Annotated in this window: 17 protein-coding genes and 2 pseudogenes; 18 read left to right on the top strand and 1 reads right to left on the bottom strand. The window is 64.9% G+C overall.

Annotated elements, in window-relative coordinates; all coding sequences use genetic code 11:
* Positions 1-19: 19 nt before the first annotated feature.
* The 16 genes and pseudogenes from ctaD to JD971_RS01765 all read left to right on the top strand — a co-directional run bounded on the left by ctaD (position 20) and on the right by JD971_RS01765 (position 10,869).
* Positions 20-1,719: pseudogene (ctaD, locus tag JD971_RS01835) on the top strand (cytochrome c oxidase subunit I).
* 114 nt (positions 1,720-1,833) lie between these two features.
* A complete protein-coding gene (locus JD971_RS01830; protein WP_202085567.1) occupies positions 1,834-2,754 on the top strand; it encodes a heme o synthase in 921 nt (306 codons plus the stop codon).
* Positions 2,751-2,945, top strand: coding sequence for a hypothetical protein (locus JD971_RS01825; protein WP_202085565.1), 195 nt, complete (start codon positions 2,751-2,753; stop codon positions 2,943-2,945). Before JD971_RS01830 ends, JD971_RS01825 begins: the two co-directional genes overlap by 4 nt.
* A 66-nt stretch (positions 2,946-3,011) precedes the next feature.
* Positions 3,012-3,563 carry a cytochrome c oxidase assembly protein gene (locus tag JD971_RS01820; protein ID WP_202085563.1) on the top strand — a complete coding sequence of 184 codons (552 nt, stop codon included), beginning with the start codon at positions 3,012-3,014 and terminating at the stop codon, positions 3,561-3,563.
* Positions 3,564-3,693: 130 nt separating this feature from the next.
* On the top strand, positions 3,694-4,515 hold the full coding sequence (locus JD971_RS01815) for a cytochrome c oxidase subunit 3 (RefSeq protein WP_202085561.1): 822 nt from the start codon (positions 3,694-3,696) through the stop codon (positions 4,513-4,515).
* On the top strand, positions 4,515-4,922 hold the full coding sequence (locus JD971_RS01810; RefSeq protein WP_202085560.1) for a DUF983 domain-containing protein: 408 nt from the start codon (positions 4,515-4,517) through the stop codon (positions 4,920-4,922). Before JD971_RS01815 ends, JD971_RS01810 begins: the two co-directional genes overlap by 1 nt.
* Positions 4,919-5,251, top strand: a pseudogene (locus JD971_RS17000) (SURF1 family cytochrome oxidase biogenesis protein); the annotation flags it as partial. The gene JD971_RS01810 and the pseudogene JD971_RS17000, both read left to right, overlap by 4 nt.
* 65 nt (positions 5,252-5,316) lie before the next feature.
* Positions 5,317-5,511: an SURF1 family cytochrome oxidase biogenesis protein gene (locus JD971_RS16995; protein ID WP_371809761.1), complete on the top strand. Its 195-nt coding sequence runs from the start codon at positions 5,317-5,319 to the stop codon at positions 5,509-5,511.
* Positions 5,512-5,522: 11 nt separating this feature from the next.
* Positions 5,523-6,932, top strand: coding sequence for a threonine synthase (thrC, locus tag JD971_RS01800; RefSeq protein ID WP_202085559.1), 1,410 nt, complete (start codon positions 5,523-5,525; stop codon positions 6,930-6,932).
* Positions 6,932-7,831 carry a class I SAM-dependent methyltransferase gene (locus JD971_RS01795; protein WP_202085558.1) on the top strand — a complete coding sequence of 300 codons (900 nt, stop codon included), beginning with the start codon at positions 6,932-6,934 and terminating at the stop codon, positions 7,829-7,831. Before thrC ends, JD971_RS01795 begins: the two co-directional genes overlap by 1 nt.
* Before the next feature lie 6 nt (positions 7,832-7,837).
* Positions 7,838-8,209, top strand: coding sequence for a dihydroneopterin aldolase (locus JD971_RS01790; protein ID WP_202085557.1), 372 nt, complete (start codon positions 7,838-7,840; stop codon positions 8,207-8,209).
* Complete coding sequence (locus JD971_RS01785; RefSeq protein ID WP_202085556.1) at positions 8,209-8,532, top strand: Rossmann fold domain-containing protein; 324 nt, start codon at positions 8,209-8,211, stop codon at positions 8,530-8,532. Before JD971_RS01790 ends, JD971_RS01785 begins: the two co-directional genes overlap by 1 nt.
* Positions 8,533-8,581: 49 nt before the next feature.
* The gene (moaA, locus tag JD971_RS01780; RefSeq protein WP_202085555.1) at positions 8,582-9,604 is read left to right on the top strand and encodes a GTP 3',8-cyclase MoaA; all 1,023 of its coding nucleotides are present in this window, start codon (positions 8,582-8,584) and stop codon (positions 9,602-9,604) included.
* Between the two features lie 41 nt (positions 9,605-9,645).
* Entirely contained in the window at positions 9,646-9,852 is a 207-nt protein-coding gene (locus tag JD971_RS01775) for a MoaD/ThiS family protein (RefSeq protein WP_202085554.1), read from the top strand.
* A 4-nt stretch (positions 9,853-9,856) separates the two neighbouring features.
* The gene (locus tag JD971_RS01770; protein WP_202085553.1) at positions 9,857-10,318 is read left to right on the top strand and encodes a molybdenum cofactor biosynthesis protein MoaE; all 462 of its coding nucleotides are present in this window, start codon (positions 9,857-9,859) and stop codon (positions 10,316-10,318) included.
* An 86-nt stretch (positions 10,319-10,404) separates the two neighbouring features.
* A complete protein-coding gene (locus JD971_RS01765) occupies positions 10,405-10,869 on the top strand; it encodes a hypothetical protein (RefSeq protein WP_202085552.1) in 465 nt (154 codons plus the stop codon).
* Positions 10,870-10,933: 64 nt separating this feature from the next.
* On the opposite strand, the gene JD971_RS01760 is transcribed toward JD971_RS01765, so the two are convergent.
* Positions 10,934-11,446 (bottom strand): hypothetical protein, encoded by a 513-nt coding sequence (locus JD971_RS01760; protein ID WP_202085550.1) that lies wholly within the window; start codon positions 11,444-11,446, stop codon positions 10,934-10,936.
* A gap of 183 nt (positions 11,447-11,629) precedes the next feature.
* Between JD971_RS01760 and rplU the strand changes: the two genes are divergently transcribed.
* Together rplU and rpmA are read left to right on the top strand one after the other, a co-directional pair.
* Entirely contained in the window at positions 11,630-12,034 is a 405-nt protein-coding gene (rplU, locus tag JD971_RS01755; protein ID WP_236672216.1) for a 50S ribosomal protein L21, read from the top strand.
* A 40-nt stretch (positions 12,035-12,074) separates the two neighbouring features.
* Complete coding sequence (rpmA, locus tag JD971_RS01750; protein ID WP_202085548.1) at positions 12,075-12,344, top strand: 50S ribosomal protein L27; 270 nt, start codon at positions 12,075-12,077, stop codon at positions 12,342-12,344.
* The last annotated feature ends 167 nt before the right edge of the window (positions 12,345-12,511 follow it).

The following is a 12,511-nucleotide window of genomic DNA, read 5'->3' as shown; positions in this document are numbered from 1 at the left end:
AAGGTAAAGGTTTCCAGACATGGCTACCACCGCTCACCCCGACCATCATCCCGCGCATGACGACGCGCACGATCTGCATAGCCATGCCGATCACAAGCCGTCGTTCTTCGCGCGCTGGTTCATGTCCACCAACCACAAGGACATCGGTACGCTCTACCTGATCTTCTCAATCTTCGCGGCCATCATCGGCGGCGGCATTTCGGGCATCATGCGGGCCGAGCTTGCCGAACCGGGCATCCAGGTTCTCGGCTGGTGGGCGCAGTTCCTCGGCGGCGGCGAAGCGGTCGATTTCGACCAGACGCTGCACCTGTGGAACGTCCTGATTTCCGCGCACGGCCTCATCATGGTGTTCTTCGTCGTGATGCCGGCCATGATCGGCGGTTTCGCCAACTGGTTCGTTCCGATCATGATCGGCGCGCCCGACATGGCGTTCCCGCGCATGAACAACATCAGCTTCTGGCTGACGTTCATGGGCTTCTGCTCGCTGATGATCTCGGCCTTCATGCCGGGCGGCACCGGAACGGGCGCCGGCACGGGCTGGACCGTCTACGCACCGCTGTCGACCACGGGTTCGCCCGGGCCGGCGGTCGATTTCGCCATTTTCGCGCTGCACCTTGCTACGCTTACTCGATCATGGGCGCGATCAATTTCATCACCACCATTTTCAACATGCGCGCACCGGGCATGACCCTGCACAAGATGCCGCTGTTCGTGTGGTCGGTGCTGGTCACGGCCTTCCTGCTGCTGCTCGCTTTGCCGGTTCTGGCCGCGGCGATCACCATGCTGCTGACCGATCGTAATTTCGGCACGACGTTCTTCGATCCCGTCGGCGGCGGCGACCCCGTCCTTTATCAGCACCTGTTCTGGTTCTTCGGCCACCCCGAAGTGTACATCATGATCCTGCCGGGCTTCGGCATCATCAGCCAGATCGTCTCCACCTTCAGCCGCAAGCCCGTCTTCGGCTATCTCGGCATGGCCTATGCCATGGTCGCGATCGGCGTCGTCGGCTTCGTCGTGTGGGCGCACCACATGTACACGGTCGGCCTCTCGGTGAACGAAAAGATGTACTTCACCGCCGCGACGATGATCATTGCGGTGCCGACCGGCATCAAGATCTTCAGCTGGATCGCCACCATGTGGGGCGGCAGCCTGGAGTTCAAATCGCCGATGTGGTGGGCGCTGGGCTTCATCTTCCTGTTCACCGTGGGCGGCGTGACCGGCGTCGTGCTGGCGAATGGCGGCGTCGACGACAACCTGCACGACAGCTATTATGTCGTCGCGCACTTCCACTATGTTCTGTCGCTGGGCGCGGTGACCGCCATGTTCGCGGGCTGGTATTACTGGTTCCCGAAGATGTTCGGCCGCTGGCACTCGGAACTGCTGTCGAAGATTCAGTTCGTGATCTTCTTCATCGGCGTGAACCTCGTGTTCTTCCCGATGCACTTCCTTGGCATGCAGGGCATGGCGCGCCGCTATCCCGACTACACCCCGGCGTTCAGCTACTGGAACCACATCTCGTCGGTCGGCTATGTCATCATGGCGATCAGCGTCGGCGTGTTCTTCCTGAACATCATCTACGCCATCGTTGCGGGCAAGAAGCCGGCCCCGAACTACTGGGGTGAGGGTGCGACCACGCTGGAATGGACGCTGTCCAGCCCGCCCCCGTTCCACCAGTTCGAAACGCTGCCCGAAATCGACGATCACGCCCACGCGCATTGATCGCTTCCTTCGGCGCAAAGTCACCCGGCGCCCCGGCGGATACTCTCCGCCGGGGCGCTCTGGTTTTGCGATCCGGGCTTTGCGCGTGCTTCCTTTGCAGCTATAGGCCCCTGCATGATCACCGCAGACCATAGCGTCGCCCTGCCGACGCACTGGCGCGACTTCCTCGCGCTGACCAAGCCGCGCGTGATGACGCTGGTGGTGTTTACGGGCCTGTGCGGCTTGCTTGCGGCGCCCGGATCGATCCATCCGGTCATCGCCTTCACCGCCATATTGTGCATCGCCGTGGGTGCCGGCGGCGCTGCTGCGCTGAATCAGTGGTACGAGGCCGAAATCGACGGCGGGATGAAGCGCACGGCGAACCGGCCGCTTCCCGCCGGGCGCATGGAACGCGGCAGCGCGCGGGATTTCGGCATTGCCCTCTCGGCAGGATCGGTCATGGTGATGGGGCTGGGCGTGGGCTGGCTTGCCGCGATCCTGCTGGTCATTTCCATCGTCTATTATGCGGTGGTCTACACGATGTGGCTGAAACCGCGCACGCCGCAGAATATCGTGGTCGGTGGCGGCGCCGGTGCATTTCCGCCGCTGATCGGATGGGTGGCGGTCACGGGTGAGATTACGCTCATGCCCGTCGTGCTATTCGCGATTATCTTCTTGTGGACGCCGCCGCATTTCTGGGCGCTCGCGCTTTTTGTGAAGACCGATTATGCCAATGTCGGCATTCCGATGATGCCCGTCGTTGCCGGGGAGAAGGCCACCCGCCGCCAGATTCTGGCCTATACCGTGATCCTTGCACCCGTCGCGATGGCGCCATGGTTCATCGGCGGGGCGGGCGCGATCTACGCCATTGGGGCGGCGATCCTGTCGCTGGCATTCTTCGCGCTTGCGGTGCCGGTGGGCACGCGGTTTTCCGGGCCGGACGATGCCATGAAGCCGGAAAAGCGTCTCTTCGCCTTCTCGATCCTCTACCTGTTCGCGCTGTTCGGTGTGCTGGTCGCGGATCGACTGGCCGCCAATTATGGATGGATTGCATGACGCCCGACGAAAAACGCCGCCATTCCGACGAAGTGCACGCGCGTCAGAAAGGCCGGAACAAGGTGCTCGGCTTCGTTCTGGTCGGGCTCGTCGTGCTGTTTTTTGTTCTGACCTTCGTGCGTTTCCCGACGCCGGAGGACCGTGCCGCCGCCGCGGCGGAGCAGGACGCCGCGCAGAATTCGGGTCGGTAGTTCGGGTGATCGCCGCGTGATCTGCGTCTTTGCCATTCGGGCCGAACTGCCGTATGGGATCGGATCATGTCTGCCCATCTGATCGATAACCGGAACCGCCGCGTCGGATTGATATTCCTGGGCGTTGCGGTGCTCATGCTGGGGCTCGGCTATGCCGCGGTGCCGCTCTACCGGATGTTCTGCCAGGTGACCGGGCTCGACGGCACGACGCAGCGCGTGACCGAGGCCGAGGCGGCGAAGGTCTTCGTGGCCGAGGACACGATGTCGATTCGCTTCGACGCGAATGTCGAACGCGGCATGCCGTGGAATTTCCGCCCGGAACACACCACCGATACCGTATCCATTGGCGCGCGCGACATGGCGATTTTCCTCGCGAAGAACGAATCCGATCACCCGATCACCGGTACGGCGAGCTTCAACGTGTCCCCGGTGCAGGCGGGCAAGTATTTCAACAAGATACAGTGTTTCTGCTTCACGGATCAGACGTTGCAGGCGGGGCAGGAAATGCGCATGCCCGTGCTGTATTACGTGGACCCGGCGATTCTCGACGATCCGGATACGCGGGACCTGAAGCAGATCACGCTCAGTTACACGTTCTACGCGCATGCGGACGAGTAACGTCGCGCGCTTTGGCGCAAAGGCTCTGGACCGCGCGCGTCGGCGCCGCTAAAGGCGCGCAAAGGATTTTGTGGACCGCCGAGGTCCGTCACTGATCGCTCAGGCTGAAAGTTCAGGGGAAATACGCATCATGGCCGGCACGAAGAACCACGATTATCATATTCTGCCGACGGACCCCTGGCCGTTCCTGCTGTCGTTCTCGCTGCTCGTCTTCACGAGCGGCATGGCGATGTTCATGCATGAAATGGCGCTCGGCACCTATGTGCTGATCGCTGGCGTGATCGGCGTGCTGGTCGCCATGTACAGCTGGTTCAGCAATATCATCAAGGAAGCGCGCGCCGGCGACCATACGCCTGTGGTGCAGCTGCACCTGCGCTATGCGATGATCCTGTTCATCGCGTCCGAGGTCATGTTCTTCGTGGGCTGGTTCTGGGCGTTCTTCGATTTCGCGCTCTTCCCCACCACGCTGACCGAGGTGGTCGACGGGCAATGGCCGCCCGCGGGGATCGAGGCGGTGATGGATCCGTTCGACCTGCCGCTGCTCAACACGCTCATCCTCCTGTGTTCGGGCACGACGGTGACCTGGGCGCACCATTCGCTGATCCACGGGGATCGCGACGGGCTCAAGAAAGGGCTGTGGCTGACCATCATCCTCGGTCTGATCTTCAGCGGGGTGCAGGCTTACGAATACATGCATGCGCCGTTCCCCTTCGGCGAGAACACCTATGGTTCGGCCTTCTACATGGCGACCGGGTTCCACGGCGCGCACGTCATCATCGGGACGATCATGCTGATTGTCGCGCTCGTGCGCAGCTACAAGGGGGATTTCACCCCGCGTCAGCATTTCGGTTTCGAGGCGGCTGCCTGGTACTGGCACTTCGTCGACGTGGTGTGGCTGTTCCTCTTCGTGGCGGTGTATGTCTGGGGCGGTTGGGGCGCGCCGGTTCACTGATGACCGATACACCCGAAGACGGGCCGGGCCCTCGCTCGCCCGCTTCGCTGATCAAGGCGGCGGCGCTTGGGGAATGCCCCCGATGCGCCGCCCCGACCATGTTCAGGGGCGCGGTGCAATTCGCGGATAAATGCGGCCATTGCGGGCTTGATTATTCCCGCTTCAACGTCGGCGACGGGCCCGCCGGTTTCCTCACCCTGATCGTCGGCGCGGTGATGGCGATCCTCGCCATCGTCGTGGATCAGATGCTTCACCCGCCGTTCTGGGTTCACGTCATTCTCTGGGTGCCGTTGACGATCGCGATGGTGGTCTATGGCCTTCGGCTCGCGAAGGGCGCGTTGCTGATCGTGGAATATCGGCGCGGCGCGCGCGAGGCGCAATCGCGCGGTGACGGCGGCGGGGAATGATGCGCCGCATACCCGTATTCGCGACATTGGTGGTTGGCGTGGCGGTCGCCGTGATGTTCGCGCTCGGCATCTGGCAATATCGCCGGGCGCAGGAAAAGACCGCCATCATCGCCTATTACGAGCAGGCGCAGGGCCGAAGCGAGCCCGTTCCCTTCCCGCAAAGCGAAACCGCGAGCGAGGCGGCGCTTTACCGGCAAAGCCAGGTCGATTGCGCCGAGGTGGTCGAGCAGGGCGCAATCGGCGCCACCGCGCGCGACGGGCGCAAGGGATGGGGCCAGGTCGCGCAATGCCGCCTTCGCGGGGGCGGGGAGGCGGAGGTCATGCTGGGCTGGGTCCTGCAGCCCGGGGTTCGGCCCTGGGACGGCGGCGTTGTGACCGGGACCGTGGCGCCGGCATGGGCATGGGGGTCCGGCTCGTCGCCGATCCGCCGCAGGCCGGGCTCGCACCGCTGGCCCGGCCCGATCCGCACAATCTGCCCAACAATCATATCTCCTACATGGTGCAATGGTTCTTCTTCGCCGCGACGGCGCTCGTCATCTATGGGCTGGCCCTGCGTGCACGGCTTGCGCGCAAGGATGACGGGAGGTAATCGCGCGGCGCATGGATTATATCAGCACACGGGGCGGGGCATCGCCGCTCGATTTCAAGGGTGTCACGCTGGCCGGGCTGGCGAGCGACGGGGGGTTGTTCATCCCCTGCGAGTGGCCGCAGTTCACCCACGATGACATCGCCGCGATGGCGGGCCTCCCCTATGCGCAGGTGGCCGCCCGCGTCATGGCGCCGTTCGTCGGCGCATCGCTGGCGCCTGAACGCCTGCTCGAATTGTGCGAGGCTGCCTATGGCCGGTTCGCGCATGCCGCGGTCGCGCCGATCAAGCAGCTCGACGAGCGGCAATGGCTGCTCGAACTGTTTCACGGACCGACACTGGCGTTTAAGGACGTCGCGCTGCAATTGCTCGGCCTGCTGTTCGAGGAATTTTTGAAAGATGGCGACCGGCATCTGACCGTGGTGGGCGCAACCTCGGGCGATACCGGGTCCGCCGCGATCGAGGCGCTTGCTTACCGTGCGCATGTGGACGTGTTCATGCTGCACCCGCGCGGCCGCGTGTCGGAGGTGCAGCGGCGGCAGATGACGACGGTGCTCGCCCGCAACATTCACAACATCGCCATCGACGGCAGCTTCGACGATGCACAGGCCACGGTAAAGCGCATGTTCGGCGACACCGCCATGACCGGCCGTTTCCGGATCAGCGCGGTGAACTCCATCAACTGGGCGCGGCTCATGGCGCAGGTGGTGTATTACTTCACCGCCGCCGTGGCGCTTGGCGCGCCGCACCGGAAAATCGCGTTCAGCGTGCCAACCGGCAATTTCGGCGATGTGTTCGCAGGCTATGTCGCGGCGCGCATGGGCCTTCCGGTCGAGCGGCTGATCGTCGCGACGAACGTGAACGACATCCTGCACCGCGCGATCGCATCGGGCGATTATTCGGCGCAGGGCGTCACGCCCACCGACGCCCCCTCTATGGACATTCAGGTCAGCTCGAATTTCGAGCGGCTGCTGTTTGATGCAGGCGGGCGCGACGGCGCCGCCATGGCGGAGCAGATGCGCGGTTTCGATGGCGCCCGCGCGATGCAGCTCACCAATGCGCAGCGTGAAGGGGCCGCCGCCCTGTTTTCCAGTGCGCGGGTGGATGCCGATGCGATGAATGCCGCGATGCGATGGGCGCATGACGCCGCGGGCGAGGTGATCGATCCGCATACCGCGATCGGCCTCTACGCCGCGCGCGCCGCCGATCTGCCGGCGCATGTCCCGGTCGTCACGCTCGCCACCGCGCATCCGGCCAAGTTCGGCCCGGCGGTAAAGGCCGCCACCGGCGTCGATCCGGTGCTGCCGGAACGCCTCGCCGACCTGCACGAGCGGGAGGAACGCTACGACGTGCTTTCGGGCGAATACGACGCCATCGCCTCCTATGTCGCAGAGCGCGCCACGGTCAGCGCAGACCCCGCGTAATGGCGGTGTTGACGGAACGGCCCGGCCTCATGCTGGGCGAGGGGTGGGACGGATTTCGCCTGCTCGACAGCGGGCACGGGCGCAAGCTCGAAGCCTATGGCGATTACCGGTTCATCCGCCCCGAACCGCAGGCGATGTGGACGCCGCGCCTCGCGCAATGGGACGCGCATGGTGAATTCGTGCCCGCCTCGGACGAGGATGGCGGCGGGCGCTGGCAATTCGATGGCCGCGTGCCGCGCGATGGCTGGACGCTGGAGTGGAATGGCATCCGGTTCAATGCGCAATGTACCCCGTTCCGGCATTTGGGCTTTTTTCCCGACATGGCGCCGGTGTGGGAATGGATGGACGCGCAGCTGGACGGGATGCCCGATCCGCAGACGCTGAACCTGTTCGGCTATACCGGCGTCGGGTCGCTTTCGCTCGCGCGGCGGGGGCGGGTCACGCATGTCGATGCGTCCAAGAAATCCGTGGCGCAGGCACGCGAAAACGCCGCGCTTTCGGCGATGGAGGACCGGCCGGTGCGCTGGCTGATCGACGATGCCGCCAAGTTCGCCGCGCGCGAGGTGCGGCGCGAACGGCGGTATGATGGTATCATTCTCGACCCCCCGAAATTCGGGCGCGGCCCCAATGGCGAGGTCTGGCGGATCGAGGATGGGCTGCCCGGTCTCGTCGCCGATTGCCGGCAATTGATCGATGGCAATTCGCGTTTCCTGTTCCTCACCGCCTATGCCGTGCGCATGTCCTCGCTCTCGCTGGCAGGATTGCTGGCCGAACATTTCGGCGATCTGCCGGGCTGCGTCGAACATGGCGACCTCGCCGTGCGGGAGGAAGGCGTCGCAGGACAGGCGGGGCGGATCCTGCCGACCGCGATCTATGCCCGCTGGTCCAACGAAGGCTGATTGCTCATGACCGATTCGCTCACGCTCGAAGTGTCCGATCTCGTCGTCGATGTCCTGACCGGCATCTATTCGGAGGAGACGGGAAAGCCGCAGCCGCTCCGCATTTCGCTCGCCGTACGAATGAAAGTGCCGGACCGGTTCGAGCCCGACACCCCGCTCGACGCGAGCAAGAACTACATGGACCTGAAATTCGCGGCGAGCGAAGCCCTGCCCGAAGGCGTGCATTTCAAGCTGATCGAGGCGGTGGCCGACCATATCTGCGAAACGCTCTTCCTTCAGGATGACCGGGTGGAGCAGGTCACGGTCAAGATCGTGAAGCTCGCCATTGCCGAACATGACGAGAAGATCGGCATGACGCTCGTCCGCGACCGCCGGTAATGCGGGGGCTGGTCTATACCGCCGATCTTTCCGGCGCGGAGCCGCTCTCCGCCGCGGCGCGGTTTCACGACTATCATCTCCCGCATATCGAAAATGCGCTCAATACGACGGATGTGCTGACCATCCGTTTTTCCCATGCGGAGGAAAAGCCCCATCGCTGGCGGGTGGAGGCGATTGCCGCGCTGGCCCGGCGCCATGCCCCACGCCGGGTAAACGGAGTCGCGCCGGCGCAGGAAAACGCGGATGAGGAGGCGATCGCGGCGACCATCGCCTTTCTCGACGGGAACGAAGGCGTCACCGGGCAATTGATACGCGCAGGGTAGGCGGCTTCACGTTTTGCCTTCGCGTGCCTCTTGTGACAGAACGGACCGCATGGCCAAGCCCGAACCGACGATCCGAAATGCCCCGCTGGTGGACCAGTTTCAACGGGCCATCACCTATCTGCGCCTGTCGGTGACCGACCGGTGCGACCTTCGCTGTCAGTATTGCATGCCCGAACGGATGCAGTTCCTGCCACGCAAGGACGTGCTCAGCCTCGAGGAATTGCACCGCGTGGCGCTGGGCTTCATCGACCGCGGCGTGCGCAAGATCCGGCTGACCGGCGGCGAACCGCTGGTGCGGCGGGACATGATGGAACTGACCCGCGCGCTGGGGCGGCGGCTCGGCGACGGGCTCGATGAACTGACGCTCACGACCAATGCGACGCGGCTTGCCGAATTTGCGGACGGGCTGGCCGATGCGGGCGTGCGGCGCGTGAATGTTTCGCTCGATACGCTCGATGCGCGCACATTCGCGGAGCTGTCGCGGCGGGACCGGCTCGACGACGTGTTGGCGGGCATCGCGGCGGCGAAACAGGCCGGGCTTCGGGTCAAGCTCAACACGGTCGCCTTGAAGGGTATCAACGAGTCGGAAATTCCCGACATCATCGCCTGGGCCCATGGCGAGGGGCACGACATTACCCTGATCGAGGTCATGCCGCTGGGCGAGGTGGATGGCGAGCGGATCGACCATTACCTGCCGCTCACCGTGATACAGGACGAATTGAACCGGCGCTGGACGCTGCGCGAGAGCGGGCACCGCACCGGCGGCCCGGCGCGCTACTGGGACATTGCGGAGACGGGCGGGCGGCTCGGCCTCATCACGCCGCTGACGCAGAATTTTTGCGCCGGGTGCAACCGGGTGCGCGTGACCGCCACGGGACAGCTCTACGCCTGTCTCGGCGGGCAGGAGCAGGTCGACCTGCGCGCCGCGGTCCGGTCGGACGATCCCGATCGCGCGCTCGACGACGCATTGAACCTGGCCATGGCGATCAAGCCGGAACGCCACCATTTCGCCATCCGCAAATCGGGCGAGGCCCCCGCGCTCGCCCGCCACATGTCGATGACCGGCGGCTGAGTTCATGCTGACACTGTTGTTCCTGGGCCGGCTTCGAAGATGTGGCCGGCGGGCCTCAGCGGCACATCGACGTCGCCGCGCCGCTCACGCTTTCGCAGATTTGCGCGCAGTTTGACGCGGATTTCGCGGCGCAGATCGGCGATCCCACCACGAAGATCGCGCTGAACGGCGTCATCGTCGCCGGGGACGACTGGCGCGCGGGCGACGGGGACGAGCTCGCCTTCCTCCCACCCGTCAGCGGTGGATAGCCCGGTGCGCGATGTCCGGCTGATCGAGCGGGATTTCGATCCGTCGCGGGAAATGGCGCAATTTTCGGCGGCCCATGACGCGGCGGGCGGAATCGTCAGCTTCCTCGGAAAGGTGCGGCGCGAGGCCGGCGATGCCTCGGTCGACATGCTGGAGCTGCGGCATTTCGGGCCGTTGACCGTTCCGGGGATGGAGGCGCTCGCGAACCGCGCCCTCGCGCATTGGCCGCTGGCGGGGGTCATGGCCCTGCACCGCGTGGGGCAGATGCGGCCCGGCGACGCCATCGTGCTCGTCGCATGTGCCGCGCGCCACCGCCGCGATGCCTTTGCCGCGGCGGATTTCCTCATGGATCATCTCAAGAGCCGGGCGTGGTTCTGGAAACGTGAGCATACGGCGGCGGGGTGGCGCTGGATCGAGCCGCGCGATGAGGATCACGCCGATCTCGCCCGGTGGGCGCATATCGCATGAGGCGCATAATTTTCGCGCTTTGATCCGGATCAAGGAATCGGGACCGCCGCCGCGATACATCATGCCCATCACGCAGGAGATGCACGATGAGCATGAAATTGAGCCGTCAGCTCGTAACCGAACGAGCCTTCGTCCATACCGAGCTGCCCGCCGCGATTCCGTCCGATGCGCTGGCCGAACATGGCGGCGCGCGCACGCATGTCGACCGCAGCTTCGAATTGCCGACCGGCCTCTACGCGGTCACGGTCGGGGCCTATCTCGCCTATCTCGCGGTGATGGGGCTGGGGCTGTCGGCGCCGGGCCTTGCCATTCCGATGGCGATCTTCTTCCTTTTCGTCATCGCCGGTTTCGGCGTGCCCGCACTCTGGGTGCGGATGAAGCCGGACCATGGCGACCGTCCCCTCGACTGGGGTGCGTTCCGCCGCGACGGGATCACGACCATGACCGGGCGGATGGAGGCAGGAGCCGCAACGGTGCAGGTCGTCATCCTGCCGGTGCTGATTCTCGGCTGGGGCGTGGGCATCGTCACCATTCGCGCCATCGTCGGCTAGCCCGGCGGCGTACAGTTCTCTCCCCCCTGGCGCGGACCGGATCCTTCCGGTTCCGCGCCTTTTTTCATGGGCGCGCCGGGACGAGCGCGCCGAGCGCGGCATCCTCTTCGGCGACGAGTGCGGCCACCATGTCGCGCGTCGCGACGATTCGCGTCACATCGCGCGCCAGCTCCTGCGCCGCGCGTTCGGTGAGCAGCAGGTCGAGATCGGCCAGCGGCAGCATGGTCTGGCTCCGCGCCGATTGAAGGCTGGCGAGCGCGACCTGCGCATCGCCCCAGGCGTCGCTGCCGATGGGGGCGCGCGATCCTTCGCGGATGCGGCGGCGGGCGGCGGGCAACTGATCCACGAAACGCGCATGGGCCGCACGCGCCTGCGCGGCGAGAGTGTCGAGACGGGCCGGCAATTCGGGGGATAGCGGCGCGGGCGGCGGCGGCGGGGTCGGCGCACCGATCGCGCCGGCGCGTTCGATGGGCCTGCGTTCGAGCGAGGGATACTCCCCTGTATCCTTCGCACATCCGGCAAGGGAGGCGGCGGCGATCGAAAGGGCGAGCAGGGCGGGGCGGGGCTGTATCGACATGGGTTTCGTGCCATAGCATGTCCCGCCCGCGTGGGAAGCGTTCCGTCGGATCATGCGCGCTTTTCGCCCCCTTACGCGTTGACACGGGCGGCGATGTTGCGTATCGGGCGCCACTCAATCCGGCGGTGCGCACATGGCGGTGCCTATGCCGGTTCATTGCCCGTAGCGATTCTTTTGCCTGGGATGGGACCGATCGGTCGTATTCCGCGTAAGGATCGTGAAGGGCAGCAAGAAACGGATTTGACTAACATGTTCGCAATCGTGCGCACTGGCGGCAAGCAGTATCGCGTCGCCGAGGGAGACAAGATCGCTGTCGAGAAGCTGGCTGGCGAGGCCGGTGACACGATCACGCTGGGCGATGTCCTGCTGGCTTACGAAGGTGCCGAGCTTTCGGATGCCGGCAAGGTGACCGTTTCGGCGGAAATCATCGCGCAGGCGAAGTCGGAGAAGGTCGTCGTCTTTAAAAAGCGTCGCCGTCACAACTATCGCCGCAAGCAGGGCCACCGTCAGCAGATGACCCTCCTGCGCATCACCTCGGTCGGGAGCGGTGCCAAGAAGGCCGCGAAAAAGACCGACGACGCGGCCTGAGCCCGCGCCGCGAACCCGATAATTCGAAGGACAGTTCACCATGGCACATAAAAAAGCAGGCGGCTCTTCGCGCAACGGTCGCGATCTGGCTGGCCGCCGCCTCGGCGTCAAGAAGTTCGGCGGCGAGAACGTCATCGGCGGCAACATCATCGTGCGTCAGCGCGGTACGAAGTTCTATCCCGGCACCAATGTCGGCATCGGCAAGGACCACACGCTGTTCGCGCTGGGCGAAGGTCGCGTGCGTTTCCATGACGGCAAGCTAGGCCGCAAATACGTATCCGTCGATGTCATGGCAGAAGCTGCCGAATAACGACGGTCGTATATGGGCCGTCCCGACGGGGTGGCCCTTCCGGCGTATGACGCAGCCGGACGAAACAGGGGAGAGGGGCCACAGGCTCCGTCTCCCTTTTTTCTTGGCTCTTCCCGAAATCCGCCTGCGGCAGCATTCCCGCTGCCACATGATTGCAATGCAGGGCG

Source organism: Croceicoccus sp. YJ47, assembly GCF_016745095.1.
GTDB lineage: Bacteria > Pseudomonadota > Alphaproteobacteria > Sphingomonadales > Sphingomonadaceae > Croceicoccus.
Note: the sequence above shows the minus strand (reverse complement) of the source record. Positions and strands in the feature narration are given on the sequence as shown.